General features: G+C 35.3%; 15 protein-coding genes. 11 read left to right on the top strand and 4 right to left on the bottom strand.

Features of this window, described 5'->3' with window-relative positions; genetic code table 11:
• Positions 1-124: 124 nt before the first annotated feature.
• From ACMAYS_RS13325 to ACMAYS_RS13315, 3 genes are read right to left on the bottom strand one after another with little or no spacing between them, the layout of a single operon-like run.
• Positions 125-1,096 carry a hypothetical protein gene (locus tag ACMAYS_RS13325; RefSeq protein ID WP_103217664.1) on the bottom strand — a complete coding sequence of 324 codons (972 nt, stop codon included), beginning with the start codon at positions 1,094-1,096 and terminating at the stop codon, positions 125-127.
• Positions 1,093-2,049: a hypothetical protein gene (locus ACMAYS_RS13320; RefSeq protein WP_103217665.1), complete on the bottom strand. Its 957-nt coding sequence runs from the start codon at positions 2,047-2,049 to the stop codon at positions 1,093-1,095. Before ACMAYS_RS13320 ends, ACMAYS_RS13325 begins: the two co-directional genes overlap by 4 nt.
• The gene (locus tag ACMAYS_RS13315) at positions 2,037-2,447 is read right to left on the bottom strand and encodes an NUDIX domain-containing protein (RefSeq protein WP_412463446.1); all 411 of its coding nucleotides are present in this window, start codon (positions 2,445-2,447) and stop codon (positions 2,037-2,039) included. Before ACMAYS_RS13315 ends, ACMAYS_RS13320 begins: the two co-directional genes overlap by 13 nt.
• 138 nt (positions 2,448-2,585) lie before the next feature.
• Here ACMAYS_RS13315 and ACMAYS_RS13310 point away from each other — a divergent pair, with 138 nt between their 5' ends.
• The 4 genes from ACMAYS_RS13310 (at position 2,586) to ACMAYS_RS13295 (ending at position 6,863) form a co-directional block, all read left to right on the top strand.
• Positions 2,586-3,245: a site-2 protease family protein gene (locus ACMAYS_RS13310; RefSeq protein ID WP_103217667.1), complete on the top strand. Its 660-nt coding sequence runs from the start codon at positions 2,586-2,588 to the stop codon at positions 3,243-3,245.
• A 34-nt stretch (positions 3,246-3,279) separates the two neighbouring features.
• On the top strand, positions 3,280-4,185 hold the full coding sequence (locus ACMAYS_RS13305) for a segregation and condensation protein A (RefSeq protein WP_103217668.1): 906 nt from the start codon (positions 3,280-3,282) through the stop codon (positions 4,183-4,185).
• A gap of 23 nt (positions 4,186-4,208) precedes the next feature.
• Positions 4,209-5,726, top strand: a complete 1,518-nt coding sequence (gene scpB / locus ACMAYS_RS13300; RefSeq protein ID WP_103217669.1) for an SMC-Scp complex subunit ScpB — start codon at positions 4,209-4,211, stop codon at positions 5,724-5,726.
• Positions 5,727-5,831: 105 nt separating this feature from the next.
• The gene (locus ACMAYS_RS13295) at positions 5,832-6,863 is read left to right on the top strand and encodes a pseudouridine synthase (RefSeq protein WP_103217670.1); all 1,032 of its coding nucleotides are present in this window, start codon (positions 5,832-5,834) and stop codon (positions 6,861-6,863) included.
• A 47-nt stretch (positions 6,864-6,910) separates the two neighbouring features.
• Here ACMAYS_RS13295 and ACMAYS_RS13290 read toward each other — a convergent pair whose 3' ends face one another.
• Positions 6,911-8,914, bottom strand: coding sequence for a hypothetical protein (locus ACMAYS_RS13290; RefSeq protein ID WP_146037831.1), 2,004 nt, complete (start codon positions 8,912-8,914; stop codon positions 6,911-6,913).
• 379 nt (positions 8,915-9,293) lie between these two features.
• On the opposite strand from ACMAYS_RS13290, the gene ACMAYS_RS13285 reads away from it, so the two are divergent.
• The 7 genes from ACMAYS_RS13285 to ACMAYS_RS13255 all read left to right on the top strand — a co-directional run bounded on the left by ACMAYS_RS13285 (position 9,294) and on the right by ACMAYS_RS13255 (position 18,974).
• Positions 9,294-9,707, top strand: coding sequence for a response regulator (locus ACMAYS_RS13285; protein WP_103217672.1), 414 nt, complete (start codon positions 9,294-9,296; stop codon positions 9,705-9,707).
• Positions 9,708-9,719: 12 nt separating this feature from the next.
• Entirely contained in the window at positions 9,720-10,556 is an 837-nt protein-coding gene (locus ACMAYS_RS13280; protein ID WP_103217673.1) for a chemotaxis protein CheX, read from the top strand.
• Positions 10,557-10,704: 148 nt separating this feature from the next.
• On the top strand, positions 10,705-12,738 hold the full coding sequence (locus ACMAYS_RS13275; RefSeq protein ID WP_103217674.1) for a chemotaxis protein CheA: 2,034 nt from the start codon (positions 10,705-10,707) through the stop codon (positions 12,736-12,738).
• A gap of 27 nt (positions 12,739-12,765) precedes the next feature.
• On the top strand, positions 12,766-13,233 hold the full coding sequence (locus ACMAYS_RS13270) for a chemotaxis protein CheW (protein ID WP_103217675.1): 468 nt from the start codon (positions 12,766-12,768) through the stop codon (positions 13,231-13,233).
• Between the two features lie 33 nt (positions 13,234-13,266).
• Positions 13,267-15,372: a methyl-accepting chemotaxis protein gene (locus ACMAYS_RS13265; protein ID WP_412463445.1), complete on the top strand. Its 2,106-nt coding sequence runs from the start codon at positions 13,267-13,269 to the stop codon at positions 15,370-15,372.
• 29 nt (positions 15,373-15,401) lie between these two features.
• Positions 15,402-17,285, top strand: a complete 1,884-nt coding sequence (cheB, locus tag ACMAYS_RS13260) for a chemotaxis-specific protein-glutamate methyltransferase CheB (RefSeq protein WP_103217677.1) — start codon at positions 15,402-15,404, stop codon at positions 17,283-17,285.
• 30 nt (positions 17,286-17,315) lie between these two features.
• Entirely contained in the window at positions 17,316-18,974 is a 1,659-nt protein-coding gene (locus ACMAYS_RS13255) for a methyl-accepting chemotaxis protein (RefSeq protein WP_392993519.1), read from the top strand.
• Positions 18,975-19,055: the final 81 nt, after the last annotated feature.

Here is a 19,055-nt window from a genome sequence, read left to right as displayed (position 1 = left end):
TGCAATCCTTGCTAAAACAATGACACTAACTTTATCGTCGCTTTAATTTTTTCTTTTAAAAAAAAGTGAGCACTATTTATGAACGGAATTTTTTGCCGATGGCCTCTAGAGAAATGCCGAAAGGCTAGTAACGATAGGTGAATCCAACATTATATCCAAAAGTTCCTTCTAGATCTGTCGAGATTTTATTATCTGGCCATAATTGAGAATTTGTAAATTGACCATCTGACTCAAGTGTTGATGGAAGTCGAATGTCGATAACAGGGCCATGATAAAGATAAAATGTGGAAGAATCGAAGATTCTTTTATGGGATAAATTTATTGAAAGTCTTGCATTAAAAAATAAGCCACTAAATAGTTTCTCTTCTGTAATTCCATTTGTTTCATCATCTTGATTAACAAATCGTCTTTGGTAATTGAGTCCAACTTGTAGCATTGATTCGATTTCAAAATACTGTCTCTTGTGAAACGTATATGAAACAACTGGCCCAAACGAGTAGTGAATATTACTCTCTGTTGTGAAGATATCGCCATTAAGTCGATACTCCGCTTGCCCTGTCGTAACACCTCCGAAAAAGCCGTAGTAGAGGCGGTTCCCATCATCAAATGTTGCTGGGCTTAGATACTTCACATTTAAGCTTCCTTCAAAACCTGTACTTTCTTGCTGAACTTCAGAGTTGTAGGCATAACGAGAAGAGACACCTTTTTTAAAGATGAGATCAAATTGGGCGCGATGAAGAGGGCGCCCCTTTAATGGATATTCATCAGGAAGAGGTTCTGCAATAACATAATCAGTTGGATCATTTTTAACATAAATAGTGTTGCCGAGATCTTCTGATTCATTATTTAAAATCAGCTTAATAAAGTCCTTTCTAATATAGGCTTTTCTTCCATCTCTCGTAAGAGTTACGTAGTAGTCCTCTTCGTTCAAGTAGTTTGGATGCAAGTAAACTTTGGTACCTTTTCTCAATTTCATTAGGATGTGGCCATCTTCATTTGGCTTGCTGACAACAGGGGCTTCATGGACGCGAATGATTCCATTTGTTGCAAAGACAGAAGTTGTCAAAAGTATAATGAAGACTAGCTTTTTGATCATATTGAAACCTCAAATTCCTTGCCAATATTAAAGCTAATAGCTGTCGCAGAATTATCATTAGTAAGGTTTGCAGCTGGTAGTACGACACTTGAATCAAATGCATAATTTTGCATTTTAAGGTCTAAGCTTACAAAGTATTTTGCATAATTGTAATTTACATTGATACCAAATGAATCGATTGTGTAATCTACTTTAGAATTATCAATTGTTGCTGAAGTGTAGAGTGATCGTTGGGCACTAAGGCCGGCGCCAATAAACGACTTTTCATTTATGTGATAACGATATTCTGTTCGTAGTCCTATTGAAAAAGATGTGAGTTGGACTTCTTGGCCACTATTTTGTGCTAGGTATTCAGCAATAAGAAAGACAGGGATATTTGTAAACGTTTCAACTCCAGCTTCTAAAGCAAGAGTGGTGCTTGATAGTGAAATATTATCAAGAAAGAAGTTCGGTGTTGAGCTCCCTAATCCTGCTCTTATCTGTGTATAAGTATGTATTTGCTTCTTATCGTATTCGATTGCTTTGAATTTATCTTGTTTAAAAGGAGTAAATTTCTCATTGTTGAAAGTTAAAATTGTTTCTAAATGATCTAGGTTCGTACTTAAGGTAACGTACTTCACATTATCTTCATTTCCATCACTTGGAAGGATAAAGAAATAGCGTGAACCCGGTGATACTTCTTTAGTTCTAATGATTGTATTCTCTTTTATGCGATAGTAACTTTTTCCATCAAGTGACTCAATTAATGAATTTGCCAAAATAACACTTCGAAAAGTCTTCGCCTTCAAATTATTCTTTATGTATTTAAAGCGTGGTTTCGCCTTTGTTTTAACAGCTTCCTCTTTCAGATTAATTCTTCGTAAGTCTTCAAACAGCTTGTCAGAAGAGCTTTGGGCCACACATGTTTGTTGAATAAGCAGACAAGTGATGATGAATTTAATTAGTCGAGACATTCAAGGGCCTTTTGAAATGCAATGAAGTTACTTTCGTACTTAAAATCCTTCTTTGTTATTTGATCAAATGAAACCCATTTGTAGCCTTGATGTTCTTGTGGGGAAATGATGACTTCTTTCTGATTGGTTTTTGCAAGAAAGCAATACTCCGTCACATCCTTGTTCCAGCGATCATGAAATTCAAATTTTTGATCTAGTTGAATTATTTCTGCAGTACTAATTGAAGTCTCTTCAAGTAGCTCACGTTTGGCAGCTGTAAAAATATCTTCTTCAGGCTCAACAGATCCTGTTACATTTTGCCAACCAAAGCCACGATCTTCCTTCATCTCAAGAAGAAGAATGGCCTTTAAATCATTGTGCACAGTGACAACCTGAACCTTTTTATGACGCGTATTCATAGGTTTATTATAGCAAAAAAATTTAATTTCAATGCCTTGGGCAAATTTGGAGGTTAATTTCTTTAATTTGTCTTACATTCCGTTCATTTTGCGGCGCAAATTTTTGTCGATTCCCGTGGTTTTTGGTAGATTATTGCGATGGATTTAATGCGAATTATCAATACATTGACTTTGGCCCTGCCGGGCTTTCTATTAGCGATCTCTTTTCACGAGTTTGGACATGGTTGGATGGCCAAGAGATATGGTGATGATACGGCCGAAAGAATTGGGCGCTTAACTTTAAATCCTATTCCACATGTGGACTTAGTTGGAACAGTAATTTTCCCAATGGTAGGAATTATGCTTGGCGGAGTTCCATTCGGTTGGGCCAAGCCAGTACCTGTGGATGTTCGTCGATTTAAAAATATGAAATCAGGGATCTTCTGGGTAAGCTTTGCAGGCCCTGGAGCGAACTTAATACTTATGGTTTTATCTGCGCTATTCTTTGGAATGGTTTACGCTTATGTTCCAGCGACTTTCTCATTAAAGACGCAATTTATGGATATGCTTCAGTACTCGGTATTTATTAATATCTTACTGGCGGTCTTTAACTTAATTCCATTTCCTCCACTTGATGGATCGAAAATGGTTGCAGCTTACTTAGATTACAACTCAGCACGAAAATATGAAGAACTTCAAAGATTTAGTTTTATTTTTATTCTAATTCTTTGGTTTACACCTATCTTTGGTTACATGATCAGACCGGTTATGCAGCTAGGGATGGTATTAATGAATACTTTTGCAGGTATTCTCTCTTAATTAAGTTAATTGAGGGATTTGAGGGAATTAACACATGTTAGACACAACGATTAAGGTTAAAACGGATACATTTGATGGTCCACTTTCACTGCTTTTGCTTCTTATTCAAAAAGAGCAAATGTCGATTAAAGAACTAGACCTTACTAGAATTACTAAGCAGTACTTAGATTATCTAGCAAATATGAAAGAGCTTAACTTTGATATTGCAGGAGATTACTTATTCTTAGCTGCGACGTTAGTCCTTCTTAAATCAAAGAATGCAGTTACTGAAGAGGAGCAGGCTAAACTTCAAAGTCAGCTTGGTTCGGAGAGCTCGTTAAATATCACTTCTCATGCGGAGCTTGTTCGTCGTCTTGAAGAGCTTGCCCTTTACCAAAAGATGGGTCAAAAGCTTCTTGATCTTCCTCAAACGGGAAAAGATATTTTCGTAAAACCAAAGGTAAATCGTAAGGAGATTGTTAACTCAATTCTTACTCCAATGGAGCTTGAGAAGCTAACTGATACGATGATTGATTTCATTTTCCGTCAAAATCGCAAATATACAGTTATCAAGCGTGACCGTTTATCGATTAAAGAAAAATTAGAATTCTTAAAGACATATCTACAAGTGGGACAAAAAACAAATCTAGATGAACTACTTGAAAATGATAGCAATAGCCGAATGGCAACGACGACTGGTGAAGATACTGCAAAAATGTCTGCAGACGGTAAGAACACAATTGATAACGTTGTAATTACATTCATCTCACTATTAGAACTTGCTAGACTTAAGCGTGTACAGGTTTTCCAAAATGAAAGCTTTGGGCAAGTTTACGTTGATGTTGTGAAGACTCTTGATGACTTCGATGTTACTCAAGCCGATGGGTTCGATGATGAGAATGAGTCAAAAGATAAGATTGAAACACAAGAATTAGAAAATATGGAACAAGTAGCGCAATAAGCGCTATTAGAGAGAGCACACAAATGGAAGAGAACACAACAGTTACTGAAGCAAATCTAGAGTTTCTATCAACAGAAGAAGAGATGGTTGAAGAGTTAGAGATGGCCCTAATGCCATCAGATGAAGACCTAGAGTTTCCAGAAGAATACTTAAAGCTAGAGTCTGACTTTGCTGATGAAAAACTTCAAGAAGATAAGCTTTGGAAAGCCAGAACAGGACTTAATGAAGAAACAATTTGTGGTGCAATTGAAACAATTGTATTCATGAGCGATAAGCCGGTTCCATTAATGAAAATCAAATCACTTATTGATGAAGATATTCCTCTACGTGTTGTTCACGAAGCAATTACTCGTCTTCAAGATGAATATGAGTTAAAGCACCACGGAATTCGTCTGCAAGAAGTTGCAAATGGATACCAATTTAGAACAAAGGCAACTTTCTCTAAGTATGTGCAAGACCTATTTAAAATCAATGAATTAGTACTTTCTCCAACAGCTCTTGAAGTACTAGCAATCATTGCCTATAAGCAGCCAGTTTCAAAAATTGAAGTTGAAAAGATCCGCGGTGTTGATAGTTCACACATTGTACGTGGTTTAATGGATAAGAGACTCGTTCGCGTAACTGGACGTTCTGAAGAAGTTGGACGCCCTGTTCTTTACGGGACAACTTCTGAATTTTTAGAGGTATTCAACTTAGCAAATATTGATCAACTACCACCAGAGCATGAGCTTGCTGAAATTGCTACTCAAGGTGTTGGTAAAATCGAAGATATTAAAACACTTGTTAACGCCGACCTTGCGTCACGATTTGATCAAGATGAAATTGAAGAACTTGATAATATCGCAATGTCAATTAAGGCAATTGATTCTGAAACAGCATTTACAAAGTCTCTTAAGGTTCAAGAGAGAAGACGTAAGTCAGGTAGAACTGAAGAAGGTGAAGAAGCTGCACCAATTCTTACTGCATTTGATCTTCTTGAGCAGCACCTTGATAACTCACTTGTTACAGGAGCAAATAAGGAATCGGCTGAATCGGAAGTATTTACGGCCATTACTTGTCCAGAAGTTATCGCAGACTTAACTAAAGGCCCATTCAATATCCCTGAAGAAGAGGAAGATGACTTTGAAATGATCGATCTTGATTCAGGTGAAGTTATTAAAGATATCTCTGTTGAAGAAGCGTTAGAAGAAGTTGCTGAAGCAATTTTATCTTCTGGAAGTGAAGAAGGTCTTGATGAAGAAGATCTTATTAATGATGAAGCCGATATTGAAGTAGCGGCCGAGCAGGTTGAAGAAATTGCTATTATTGATGAAACAAAAACGGATGAAGAAGCCGATCAATTAGCACAAGCTCTTGATGATGCGTTTGCAAAGTTATTTGGTGGTGACTCTGCTGTGCCACAAGATGAGATGGAAGTTGATCTGGATGATAGTATCAATGAAACAACTCAAAATTTAATTAATGGAGCAAAGGATCTTGATCTTGACCTCGATTTTTTAAATAACAAGGACTTAGGGGATTCTGAGTCATATATTGATTAAGAAATAATTACTTAAATACTTGTAAAAGCTTACGTTTAGTTCTATTTAGACGTAAGCTTTTTCTTTTAGCTTTTAACCGCCGAGATGGCAGATAGGAGAGTCAAAATGTCTAAATTAGTACGTTTACAAAAATTTATTGCAGATTGTGGAATCACTTCACGTCGTAAGGCCGAAGACCTAATCGTTCAAGGACGTGTAAAGGTTAATGGTATTGCTATTCGTGAACTTGGTTCTAAGGTTGATCCAACGATTGACGCTGTTGAAGTAGATGGTAAAGCAGCAGATCTTGGTTCTGTTGAAAAAATCTATATGATTATGAATAAACCTCGTGGGGTTATGACTACAGTTAATGATCCTGAAGGAAGAGAAACTGTTGTTGATCTATGTAAAGAAATCAGTGAAAGAATCTATCCTGTAGGTCGTCTAGATTACCTTTCAGAAGGTCTTCTATTAATGACTAATGATGGTGACTTTGCAAATCTTGTTATTCACCCAAGTTCAGAAATTACTAAGGTATACGAAGTAAAAGTATTTGGTGCAATCAATGAATTCCTACTTAAAAAGCTAAGAGCGGGTGTTTATATTGATGGTGTAATGACAAAGCCACAAGCTGTTCGCGTAATTAAGCAACTAGAAACAAAAACATGGCTTGAGTTTAGAATCAATGAAGGTAAAAACCGCGAAATTCGTCGTATGTGTGAAGGTGCAGGTCTAACTGTTGATAAACTAAAGCGTGTTGCTATTGGTGGCTTAACTGTAGAGGGGATTGCTCCTGGTTCATACCGTCTAGTAAATAGAAGAAACTTATTGAATGCTATTGGTATTGATATGGCAGGAAATAAGATGCAAGATGCTGTTGAGTATATTTCAAGCAAGAAGTCTGTAAACTTAAAGAAGAAAGGTCATCAAGGTTGTACAGCGGCCGATGATAAAGCTTTTGTTAAGTTTAGAAGAGAGACTTACTTTAAATCAATTAAAGAGATTGCTGAAACTAAGAAAGCAAAAGAAAAAGAGATTAGAAGACAAGCTTGGGAAGAAAAAGAAGCAGCTTTCAAGAAGAGACAAGATAAGAAGAAAGCTCGTGTTGCTAAGAAAGAAAATGAACAGAAACATGTTCACGTAGAATTTGTTAAATAGAAAAAGCCGCTTTAAGCGGCTTTTTTTTTATCTTTTTAGTCGGTAAATTAGTCTAACTCTTGGATATCTTCGATTCGATCAATTCGATCATCAATTCTTAAGTCCTCATCTGTTCCTCTAATATAGCGGTTCAGGTACTCAAGTTGATTATAGATTTCTTGGTAATTATTAGTTCCGATTCTTAGGTCGACAAGAGTCTCAGAATCATCAGCAATATAAACATCAAGATAAAGATATTTTTCAATATTATCAACAGGTAGAAGCTCTACTAGAAGTTGCATAATATATTGCTCGTTATTTATATTTCTAAGTTTTGAAGTGAATTTATCGACCTTTTCATTATAAGGCATATCACTATGGATGATATCGTAGAAGAACTTAGCAAGTTTCTTTGTTTTTCTTTGGTATTCATCTTCCGGTACTTCATACGGACGCATTCTAGAGTCTTTGTCATGGCCTGATGTGCGAATAACTCTTTTGCCTCTTAAGTGTTCAGCTAAGCGGTAGTGAAAATCTTCAAAGGAGATTTTGTTAAGATAAGAGAAGGCATCCTTCTTTAAAATCATTGTAAGTTTCGAATTAAAATTTACGTAACGCTTCTCTTTAGGGATTCGTGCGATGACGTCATCTCTTACTATCTCAGGAAGTATTCCACTAAGAATTCTTAAGTATCTTTTTTGCTCTAATCTTCTAAACTCGTTATCAACTCGATTAAAGTTCATTCCTACGTTTAAGAACTTGTGATCACTATGAGATGAAGTTAATCCAAAATATGAAAGGATTTCTTTTTCTTTTGTATCAAAAATTTCAATAGAGATTTTTGATTCTTTCGTCTTTGTGTAGTTTGGGTAGTAGAAGGCGACAGTTGAGCCATCAAGTTTTTCGAAATTAAAACGGTTATTAACGTAGTGGCTCTTTGCTCCAAGCTTTAGAATATCTAAGTTAAGCTGAATCCCTGAGGATTTAGATTTGTATCTATTGTGTCCTTTAAAAACACGCTCTACTCTTGGAGAGTTCTGACCATTATCAATCTTAGCAATTCGATCAACATCCTCTAGGTTAACAACGTAGTACTTATCTAAAAGATCAGAATTAAGTGATTCAGCAAGAAGCTTGGCTTCTTTAAATTTAAAGACATTGTTGAATAATTTATCATAAACCTTTCTAACCTCTTCATCTTTAAGGTTAAAAACATAGTCCGCAAGAATAATATTACCCTTAGTGCGAGAAGCATCTAGTTTAAACCAATCAAGCTTATACTTGTAATCGACGTCTTGACCCAAAATTTCAAAGCTAATAAGTTCTATCCCAAAACGGCTTCTAAAGCTTATTCCAGAAGTTTTCTTCTTTTGAGCAATGATTTTTACACGAACTTTCTTATCATCAAGCTTGTATACCTGAATTAAGAAGTCTCCTGCCATCGTATAAAACCCAGTAAGACCTGTATTCATAAGTGGGATTGCATTGTTGTAACTAAAGCCTGTCGTAATGGCCATTGAAGCAGGTATTGAAATAAAGTCACCTGGATTTAATTCATCAACATATTTAGAGCGAATTGGGATCTTAGCGACATTAAATGGAAGGGCCTTCATTGCATCTGTTTTCTTTGCAAATTGTCTTGAAATGATTACTTCATTATTTCGATCGGCCTTTAAGAAAAATGGCGTTTGAAGCTCTGGGAAGAAGGCATTCTTTGTATCGTGCTGAATTCTAAAATTAAATTGATCACGGCGAGTATAGTTTCCTTGAATATAGGATTTTTCTACTTCGTATTCGTACTTTCCTCTTAGAGAAAGGCCATCTGCGATATTGATTTTAAAAATATCAACATCAAAGCTGACTTTTAAACTGTTAAAAGCATCGATTAGCTTTCTATTGATATTTTCTTTCGACAGGTGATCTCTTAGAAAGTACTTGAACTTCAAATAAGTACTTGGAGTACTATCTTGAGTTGTGGTTTCTACCACATTCTTGTCGTTAATAGGCGCCTGCTCGGCCGCAAAGCTGAGTGACGTAATCAGGATAATTATCAGTGTTTTGAACCTATTCATGTCTATGATTAATATCATAATAAATAGTTGGAAAATCGTTGAATGTAATAGTTATAAGTGTGAACAAAGTCTAAGCATATTTTATCGACTGATAGCTCATTATAAGGAGAAAGTTAACTTAGTTAACTTTTAAGTGACTAAATTGGCAAACACAGGAAATTATAGGCATTTTCTACAATAAATTCCCTTTGGGGAAATAATAAACTTTGACACAAATTGGCATAAATTTAAATTAGTAAAAGCCGATAACTAACTAGATATATTAAGTTTAAATAAGAGATCAAAACTTTTTTTATTTGCTGGGAAAAATAAGGTCGCTATTTGCGCTATTTACCTGGTGATATATTAGTTGAAGATTATTGAGTAGGAGAATGAGTATATGGAAGATCTTAAGAAGTTTTCTTTTTTAATTGTAGATGACATGAGCACAATGAGAAAGATCGTAAAAAAGTTATTACGTGATTTAGGGGCCGATCGTTTTGTTGAGGCAGTTGATGGAAAAGATGCTCTTAAAAAAATTGTAGAGAATAAAGGTGGACCAAATGAGATATCTTTTATCATCTCTGACTGGAGTATGCCGAATGCTACTGGACTGGATCTGCTAAAAACAATTAGAGGCAGTGAAAACTTCAAAGAGATGCCATTCGTAATGGTTACAGCAGAGCAAGACGTTGCACAAATTCAAGAGGCAATTGCTAGTGATGTAGATGGTTATGTTATTAAACCATTCGATCAAGCATCATTTAAGAAGAGGTTGGCCCTGGCCATGAAGAAAAGGTTTCCACAAGGTTAATAGGAGGCTTTCATGGGTATGGTAGAGAGAATTACTAAATCTCACTTCTCTGTTTTAGCCTTCTCAGGTGATATCGATCTAGATTGCGTAAAGTCTTTATCGATGATCTTTGATGCGATTCTAGAGGACGAGAAGGATAAGCTAATTATTCTAGATTTTAAGAGTGTCGAATTTGTATCACCAAAAATTTATAATGAAATATTTAGGCTTTTTAAATCTGCAGAAGATAAATCAATTCTGATTTATACAATTAATGCGCGATCAAAATTAATTAGAGAACTTAAAAGTGATTATGCAGATGAACGTTTTAATTTCACAGATTCGATATCGAAAAGACTACAAGAGCTAAATCTTAAAAAGAAGAGAATTGAGCTTGATGTAAACTTTGTTAACCCATTTATTCAAGCAGCAATTGATACATTTGGGGTTCAGGCAAATTTAAAAGTATTACCGGGAAAAGTATCAAAAGCAAAAGATTTTGAAAGTTATGAGATTGGTTTAATTGGATCAATTGATGTTCAAAATGAGCAGTTTAATGGCAGGCTTTTAATTTGTTTTCCAGATATTGTTTTTATCAATATTTATAACCAAATATTCGGAGAAGATTACACTGAGCTTAATGAAGATGTGAAAGATGCAATTGCAGAATTTACAAATATTACATTAGGGCAGGCAAAGGCTACTTTAAATCAAAATAGAGGGATTGTTATTGACCGTGCAATTCCATCAGTTTTACTAAGAGAGAACTTTTCAGAAATTGAGCTAGGCAAATATGAGTCATTAATGATTCCACTAGCAACGAAACTGGGCTCTTTTTATATCTACATCCTATTGGGGGCAAACGAATAATTAGGTAGTTGGAAAAAACTGAACATGATCTTTGTCATGTAATTAAGATTGTTTATAGAAATTTATAGTAAGCCACTAAAAACACTAATTAAATAAAAATTTTGTCCGAATAATGAAGAGATATTAACACAAAAGACAAGATGTGATTATGGATGAGTTTGAATTAGAATTAAAGATGGATTTCCTTGAAGAGGCTGTTCAGCTTCTTGAAGATTGTGAAGAGTCTTTCCTAGAGCTAGAATCGGGTGTCGATAATACAGATGAGCATATCGATAAAATCTTTCGCCTTGCTCACAACCTTAAGGGTACATCAAGGGCCGTTGAGTTTAGTGATGTAGCTGAGTTTACGCATGAGATGGAAGAGCTGATCTTAAAAGTTAAGAAAGGCGAAGTCGATATTTGTGCTGATGTTATTGATGTATTCTTAAAATGTTCAGATCATTTAAATAATATGATCTCAACTCTAAGAGATGATATTGAAGCAAAGTTTAATTCTGATGAGATCATCCAACTTATTAAAGATGTTTCAAGTGCTGATGTTGAGCATAATGACCTGAGAATTTCAAATATTCCTGATGAAGCTGAATTTGAAGCGAGTGCGCAAGAAGAAGATGAAGATACTTATCATCAAGAAGTAGAAGAGGACTTTGAAGACGAAGAACTACAAGGAATTCTTGATAACGAGGAACCTGTAAGCTTTGATGAAGAAGTTGTTGCGGATGCACGTCCGAGTCAATCAGATATGAGTGACCTCGATCGTCTATTATATGGTGAATCTTTTGATACAACAGAAGAAGTAAAGCCTGTTGAAGCACCTGTTTCAAGTACACCAAATGATCTAGATACTTTAATGAGCGAAACAGCTCCTAAAGATCCTGTCGTTGATAATGTTGTAAGTCTAGACTCTGCAGCGAAGAAGGAAGAGAAGAAACCATCTTCAGCTCCTGCTGCGAAAGTTCAGGCGGCAGCTCCAAAAAAGGCCGCAAAACCAGAAGAGACAATTCGTATTGGTATTAGTCGTGTAGAAAAACTTAACAACTATGTTGGAGAACTTGTAATTCTACAAACTGTTTTAAGTGAATGTAACGATCTTGTTGCTGATGAGCACGTAAGAAAAAGTGTTAGTCACTTATCAAAAATTACAAAAGAAATTCAAGATATTTCAATGAAAATGAGAATGGTACCACTTAAAACAACATTCTCTAAATTACAACGTATTGTAAGAGATACATCAAAGGCATTAGGTAAGAAAGTTAATCTTACTATTGTTGGTGAAGAGACGGAAGTTGATAAGAATATTCTAGAGCAACTTTCAGATCCATTAGTTCACATCGTTAGAAATGCAGTCGACCACGGGCTTGAAAAGAGTGTTGAAGATAGAAAAGCCGTTGGTAAGTCTGATGCTGGTGAAATTCAAATCAAAGCTTATCATGAAGGTAATAGTCTTGTGATTGAAGTTGTTGATGATGGAAAAGGGATTGATCCAGAGATTATTAAAAGTAAAGCAATTGAGAAAGGCGTTATTAAAAATGCAGATAAACTAAGTGATCAAGATGCGATTAACTTAATTTTTGCACCAGGTTTTTCAACTAAAGAAGCTGTAAGTGAAATTTCTGGACGTGGTGTAGGGATGGATGTTGTTAAAAAGAATATCCAAGATATCTCAGGGGCCGTTGAAGTTAAGTCTGAGGTCGGATCTGGTTCTGCCTTTAGAATTAAGCTTCCATTAACAATGGCTATTATTGAAGGGATGGTTACACGAGTTAGTGAAGAAAACTATGTTGTTCCATTGAACTTAATTCATGAGACTGTCTCTGTTACAGAAGAAAACTATAAGAAAGTTAATAATGTTGGAGGATGTATTGTGCTTAGAGGACAAGTACTGCCAGCATTTAGACTTAGTACACTTCTGAAACATAATGTGAAAGAGCCTTCAGTAAATGAGATTGCACTAGTTGTAAGAACTGAAGATATGGATTTTGCAATTGTTGTTGATGATGTTTTAAGACGTCAGCAAGTCGTTATTAAGAGTCTTGGAAATGATATCAAGAATACACAAGGTTTTATGGGAAGCTCTATTCTTGGTAATGGGCGTCCTGCTTTAATCTTAGACTTGAAAGAACTTGTTGTGAATAAAGTAAGTAAAACAAAAGGTCAGAGACCAGTAAGTAACGCAGCTTAATATTATAACTTGAAGTGTGGGGAAAATATGGAAAATGAAACAACTGATGTAACAAAAAGGTACTTAGAATTTAAACTTGGGGATGAACACTATGCAATCCCACTTCTACAAGTAAGAGAACTTATCTCTGTTCCTGAAACAACAAATGTACCATTTAGTCCTAGTTACTATGTCGGAATTATGAACTTACGTGGACAAGTAATTTCAATTATTGATCTACGCACGAGGCTGGGTGTTAAACCTGCTGAATCTAATGAAGAGGCCGTGATTATTGTTGAGTTTGGTCAGCTATGCTTAGGTATTGTTGTTGATAATATTTGCAAGGTTCTATCTGTTGATGAAGAACAGATTCAAGAAGTTGCTTCTGTAGAAACAAAGAAACGTGACCGCTTAAACAAGGTATATCGTCATAACGAATCTTTAATTCAATTAGTTGATCTTGAATCAATTTTGAATATCGATGAAATTAATGGCCTAGCTAAGAAAGCTGCATAATTGGGGATGGTGTAGATACACCGGGAGAAAGTAATGAAACAAACAAAACTGTCAATGAACAAAAAAACGATTCTGAGTTTTCTTGGTATCTTTGCAATGTTTGGAATTGGATTAGCTATCTCAATTTATTCTTACTATGGACTCGTTGAAAGCTTAAAGAATACTGTTCAAAATGACTTGAAAATGAAAGATTCGATGAGAACTTTTGCAGCAAATCTTGGAGAACAAATTTCACACGAGAAAGAGTTTATAATTTCACAAGATCCCGCTGGAGTTAAGCGTTTTCTTGAGCTAGCTAAAATAAACGAAGAAACTTATACCAATATGAAAAAAATAGATGTTGATTATTCTAATGAAATCATTTGGGATGAGCTTTATAAAGAGTTTAAAGAACACTCTAAGAATTTTGGTAATACTCGCAGTACTTTAAAGATTGAAGGTGACTCAAAGAGTGGTCTTAGAGGTGAGCTTAGAAGTTACGCTCATGATATTGAAAAAAAGATTAAGAAATACGATTTAAATCCAAGTTTCATGATTTCTCTTCTTAATCTTCGTCGCCACGAAAAAGATTTCCTTTTAAGAAGAACAAAGAGTTATGTAGATAAAGCGAAAACTGAAAGTGAGAAAATTAAGAAGGAGCTAATTGCTCGAAAGTATAAGCAATATGTTTATAGTGATGTGAGTAAGTCTGTTAATGACTACATTCGTACATTTGATAAATTATATTCAAATCAACTACTTTTAGAGAAATATAGTGCTATCGCAGTAAAAGGTACAAAGAATATTTTCGAAATCATTCAAAAAAATATTGAGTTGATTGATAGAAAAACTACTGAAAGAATTGAAGAAAGTACTGTCTTAGAGGATAAAATCAGCTTTTTTATTCCAATTCTTTTTGCTGTGATTGCAGCCTTTGCGTATGGATTTCAGTATAATTTCTCAAAATCAATTAAGAAAATTATTGTACTTAGTGAGAGACTACGTGACTCGTCACAAGTTACTGAAAAGTCTTCAACTAATATGAGTATGGCATCAGCAAAAGTTTCTTCTTCAGTAACTCAACAAGCAAGTGCTATTCAAGAGACTGTTGCTACTCTTAATGAGATTACGGCCATGGTTAATAAAAGTGTTGAGAATGCAAAAGTTTCAAGCCAAAAGGCTGATGAATCACAACGTGTTGCTCTAGAAGGTAAGAAGGCCGTTAATGATATGGTTGAAGCTATTGGACAAATTAACGGTAATAACGAAGATATTATGAAAGAGATGAATCGTAATAATGAAGAGATTGTAAAAATCGTCGATGTTATTAATGAGATCTCTGAAAAAACAAAAGTAATCAACGATATCGTATTCCAGACAAAGCTATTATCTTTTAACGCTTCTGTAGAGGCAGCTCGAGCAGGCGAGCATGGGAAAGGTTTTGCTGTTGTCGCTGAAGAAGTTGGAAATCTTGCTCAGATGAGTGGTAACGCTGCTCTTGAAATTGAAGAACTACTTGGTGGCTCAATTAAGAAAGTACAATCAATTGTTGATGAAACTCAAGTGAACGTTAAAAAACTTATTTCAGAAGCTCAAACAAGTATTACTAAAGGTGTCGATGTTTCTGAGAATTGTGGAAAAATTCTAGATAGTGTTGTTGATAATGTTGATGCCGTTACAAAAATGATGACGGAGATTTCAACAGCATCTCAAGAGCAAGCTGAGGGGATCAATAATATCTCAGATGCGATGAATGAACTTGATGAAGTAACTCATACTAACTCAAGTATTGCACAGGAAACTTCTGGTTTTGCAGAAAGCTTGTCTGAACAAACTTCAATCCTAAATGGAATTGTTGAAGAATTAGAAAGTGAAGTGTTAGGAAAAATTCAAAATTTATCGGCAGATAGAGATAGACTTGTTGACTCAATTTCAAGTGCGCCAGTAGAAGCTTATTCTGTACCAGAGCATAAAGTGGTTGAAGATTTTCCTGCCTTCGACTCGACTCCAGCACCACAAATTGTTAAGGATAAGCCTGCAAAGTTCGTTGCAAAGAGTGCACCAGTCGTCGAGGATATGGGGTTTGATGACCCTGTTTTAGAAGTAGACTCTGATGAGTATCCAAGCGAAGACGACGCAAGATTTGATAAAGCAGTATAAGATCAATAAGGAAATTGGGAAGAGATTGAATGAGTAATCTTGCTAGAAGTTATATTGAAATAGCGCAAATGATGTCACAAGAGACAGGGACTCATTTTACATCACAAAATGATGCAATGGTGAAGTCTCGCATTGACAAAAGAATTGTAGAGCTTCGTTTAAATAATGCTGAAGAATATCTCTCTCTTATTAAGACTCCTGGTAGTCAAGAAAAGAGTGAGCTAGTTTCACTACTAACGACACACTACACATTCTTTATGCGTGAAAAGAATCAATTCGAATTCATTGTAAAATCTCTTCCTAAGATAGTTGAGCGCATCAAAAATAGTGGCCGAAATAGCCTTAAAATATGGTGTGCAGCCTGTAGCAAAGGTGATGAAGTATATAGCCTTGCAATGATTTTAAAAAAGCATTTAAGAGAAATAGATCCAAGTTTTAAATTTGAAATTTTGGCCACAGACATTTGCGAAAAATCAGTGAAGCATGCACAAAAAGGTGTTTATTACTGGAAAGAGCTACAAAAAGTTCCTAAAGAGTACTTGGAAGGAAATTGGTATCGCGGTAGTGGTGATATTGCTCCCTTTGTAAAAGTAAGTGATGAGCTTAAAAAATTTTGCAAATTTAAGGTTCATAATTTAATAGATGAAAATAGTGCGGAGTATCGCGATAAGTATGACATTATTCTATGTCGAAATGTCTTTATTTATTTCAATGAAAACCAAATCGATAAAGTTATAAAGAAGTTTTCTAATTGTGTGACAAATAAGGGATATCTTTTTATTGGTATCTCTGAAACACTTAGGAAGCACGAGGGATTCCAAAGTCTTGGGCAGTCAATTTATTTCAAAACAAATCATGAAACTAAAAGAAGTGTTCGAGTTAGGCAAGAGCAAGTTAAGAAAATTCTAATTGTAGATGATTCTAGTACGGTTAGGAAGCTAATTAGAAAATGTCTAACAGGTGTTCCTGGCTACGAAGTTGTAGGTGAAGCAGTTGATGGTGCAGATGGTTTAGAGAAAATCAAAGAGCTTAAACCAAATGTTATTACTCTTGATATCAATATGCCAAAAATGAGTGGTCATGATGTTTTAAAGAACCTTCCAAAAGATCAGTCGCTTCAGGCGATTATGATTAGTTCTGTAAGTAAGAGTGATGGGGATATCGTTATGCGCTGTCTAGAAGATGGTGCTTTTGATTATCTTAAAAAGCCTTCATTTGATGATATCTTTAAGTTTAAAAAGGCCCTTTTAGAAAAAATTGATCTTGCTTATAGCAGTATTGTTAAATCTAAAAGTCAAAAGTTAACTAGCTGGGTAGGAACTAATAATTTTGATTTCTCAGGTAGTCAGTTGATCACAATTGGTGCTTCAACTGGGGGAACTGAGGCGATCAAACAGTTGCTTATGCGTTTCCCTAAGGAATTTCCACCTGTCTTAATTGTACAGCATATTCCACCAGTCTTTTCTACGGCATTTGCAAATCGTTTAAATGAGCTTTGTCCATTTGACGTTGTTGAGGCTACTGATGGTGAAGAAGTTAAAAATAACACCGTCTACATCGCTCCTGGTGGAATTCATATGGGAGTTGTTGGAAAAAGTAAATTAATGATCAAGTTAGATAGTGAAACACCGATATATTCTGGACACCGTCCGAGCGTTGATTATTTGTTCGAAAACTTAGCTAAGCTAAAAGGACATAAGGTTACAGCTGCTCTTTTAACAGGAATGGGTGCTGACGGTGCGAAAGGTTTATTGAAATTGAAAGAGTGCGATACTTTTACAATTACACAAGACGAGGAAACTTCAGTTGTATATGGAATGCCTAAGAAAGCATTTGATTTAGGTGCTTCTTGTATTTCCTTACCACTGGATAAAATTACTGAGCAAATTCTGACGAGGGTTGCGAAGAATTAAAATAGAATTTTGGGGAGAGATTGAGGGGTTATGAAAGGACAATGGACAATTAAGAAACAGCTTATTGCACTATCAGCTACTATGCTTGCCATACAGCTAGTTATTGCATTTGTGGGATATCAATCATTAACATCAGTGAAGTCACATCTTTATACAGTATTTTCTAAGAGACTTCCTAGTATTAACAGTCTAGTACAAGCCGACCGTGACTTTCAGCAGATGTTGGTTGCGGAAAGAACGCTACTTCTAGAGGGACTAACTGAAAAACAGAAGAAAGCATTAGCTGATGACTACTTTACTAATAAGCAGCAAGTTGTTGATCGCTTCAAAAAGTATACTGTTCTAGGTGATTCACCTAAGGAAATTGAAATTTCGAAAAAATTTAACGAGGGGCTAGAAGCATTTGAAAGAACTGCAGCAGAAAAGTTTCCTCTTAATAAAGATGGTGAGTTTAAGAGATTTAATAAGTCACAATTGATTTCTAATTCTCTTGGGCCAGTTAACTCTACATTTGAGAATGCAAGAGATAGTTTAGATCAATTACAAGAGCTTATTTTAGGAATGGGAGATGCTGAATTTAAGGACGCAGATGAGACTTATTCTAATTCGATCTTCTTAATGTCTATTATCTCAGTTATTAGCTTATTCGGTTCTGTTGGTATTTGTATTTTTATGGCAAGAAGAATCGATGGACGTATCAATAATATCGTTGAGTCAATTTCTCATGAGGGGCAAAATTTAGAGAAAGTATCTAATACTTTTAAAAATAAGTCAGTTGCACTTAGCTCTATTTCTGAGCAACTTTCAGCAGCAGCAACAGAGACATCGAGCTCTCTACATGAGATTTCTCAAATGATTAAGAGCAATACTGATGGATCTAATAATGTAGCTTCTCTGATTCAAAAAAGTCAGGAGCTTGTTACTGATGGTGTAAAGTCTCTAGGAGATTTAGGACGTGGTGTTAAGGATGTTGATAGTAGTACGACTGCACTAGCAAATACTGTTGAAAAGAGTAATAGCGAATTAAATGAAATTATCTCTGTATTTGAAGAAATTAACGCTAAAACGCAAGTGATTAACGATATTGTTTTTCAAACAAAGCTACTTTCTTTCAATGCGTCTGTTGAAGCAGCAAGAGCAGGAGAGAACGGTAAAGGTTTTTCTGTTGTAGCAGAAGAAGTAGGGAATCTTGCTAAAATGAGTGGTGACTCTGCTGATGAAATTTCTAAACTACTTGTTAATAGCTTAAAAAGAGTAACTGAGATTGTTGATGATTCAAGTAAGCATGTAAATGAATCATTAAATATGAGTCGAGACAAAATTAACAAAAGTGTTGAGATTAGTAATCAATGTCAGGAAGTATTTACTCAAGTACTAAGAAATTTTGATGAGGTTTCAGCTAACTCTAATGAAGTGGCAAATGCTTCAAAAGAGCAGTTAATTGGGGTCGAAGAAGTTAGTAGAGCAATGCAGGAAATTTCAAGTTCTGCAAGTTTAACAAATCAGTCGGCACATGATCTTAAGGCTGCATCGACAGAATTAAGCCAAGCTGTTATCCACATTGGTGAAGATATTACTGATTTAAGAGGATTAATTGTTGCTCAAATCAGGTCAGCAGCAAGAGCAGTTAATAATGTTGTAAACTTTCATAAAAAATCAGAAAATTCTGAGACAAAGAAAGCTGCATAATAACTGTCATTCATATCAAATAAAATAAAGGGCACTTTCACAGTGCCCTTTTTTTTACTATATTTTATCTAGGTTTTATGA

Origin of the sequence: Halobacteriovorax sp. RT-2-6 (assembly GCF_047085025.1) — a bacterium.
GTDB lineage: Bacteria > Bdellovibrionota > Bacteriovoracia > Bacteriovoracales > Bacteriovoracaceae > Halobacteriovorax_A.
This window is presented reverse-complemented; position numbering and strand designations above follow the sequence as displayed.

Excerpts from the sequence above, each read along its gene's own strand:
- ACMAYS_RS13325 (WP_103217664.1), bottom strand. The coding sequence starts at position 1,096 with ATGATCAAAAAGCTAGTCTTCATTATACTTTTGACAACTTCTGTCTTT.
- cheB (WP_103217677.1), top strand. The coding sequence starts at position 15,402 with ATGAGTAATCTTGCTAGAAGTTATATTGAAATAGCGCAAATGATGTCA.
- ACMAYS_RS13310 (WP_103217667.1), top strand. The coding sequence starts at position 2,586 with ATGGATTTAATGCGAATTATCAATACATTGACTTTGGCCCTGCCGGGC.
- ACMAYS_RS13295 (WP_103217670.1), top strand. The coding sequence starts at position 5,832 with ATGTCTAAATTAGTACGTTTACAAAAATTTATTGCAGATTGTGGAATC.
- ACMAYS_RS13285 (WP_103217672.1), top strand. The coding sequence starts at position 9,294 with ATGGAAGATCTTAAGAAGTTTTCTTTTTTAATTGTAGATGACATGAGC.
- ACMAYS_RS13275 (WP_103217674.1), top strand. The coding sequence starts at position 10,705 with ATGGATGAGTTTGAATTAGAATTAAAGATGGATTTCCTTGAAGAGGCT.
- ACMAYS_RS13270 (WP_103217675.1), top strand. The coding sequence starts at position 12,766 with ATGGAAAATGAAACAACTGATGTAACAAAAAGGTACTTAGAATTTAAA.
- ACMAYS_RS13320 (WP_103217665.1), bottom strand. The coding sequence starts at position 2,049 with ATGTCTCGACTAATTAAATTCATCATCACTTGTCTGCTTATTCAACAA.
- ACMAYS_RS13265 (WP_412463445.1), top strand. The coding sequence starts at position 13,267 with ATGAAACAAACAAAACTGTCAATGAACAAAAAAACGATTCTGAGTTTT.
- ACMAYS_RS13280 (WP_103217673.1), top strand. The coding sequence starts at position 9,720 with ATGGGTATGGTAGAGAGAATTACTAAATCTCACTTCTCTGTTTTAGCC.
- scpB (WP_103217669.1), top strand. The coding sequence starts at position 4,209 with ATGGAAGAGAACACAACAGTTACTGAAGCAAATCTAGAGTTTCTATCA.
- ACMAYS_RS13315 (WP_412463446.1), bottom strand. The coding sequence starts at position 2,447 with ATGAATACGCGTCATAAAAAGGTTCAGGTTGTCACTGTGCACAATGAT.
- ACMAYS_RS13305 (WP_103217668.1), top strand. The coding sequence starts at position 3,280 with ATGTTAGACACAACGATTAAGGTTAAAACGGATACATTTGATGGTCCA.
- ACMAYS_RS13290 (WP_146037831.1), bottom strand. The coding sequence starts at position 8,914 with ATGAATAGGTTCAAAACACTGATAATTATCCTGATTACGTCACTCAGC.
- ACMAYS_RS13255 (WP_392993519.1), top strand. The coding sequence starts at position 17,316 with ATGAAAGGACAATGGACAATTAAGAAACAGCTTATTGCACTATCAGCT.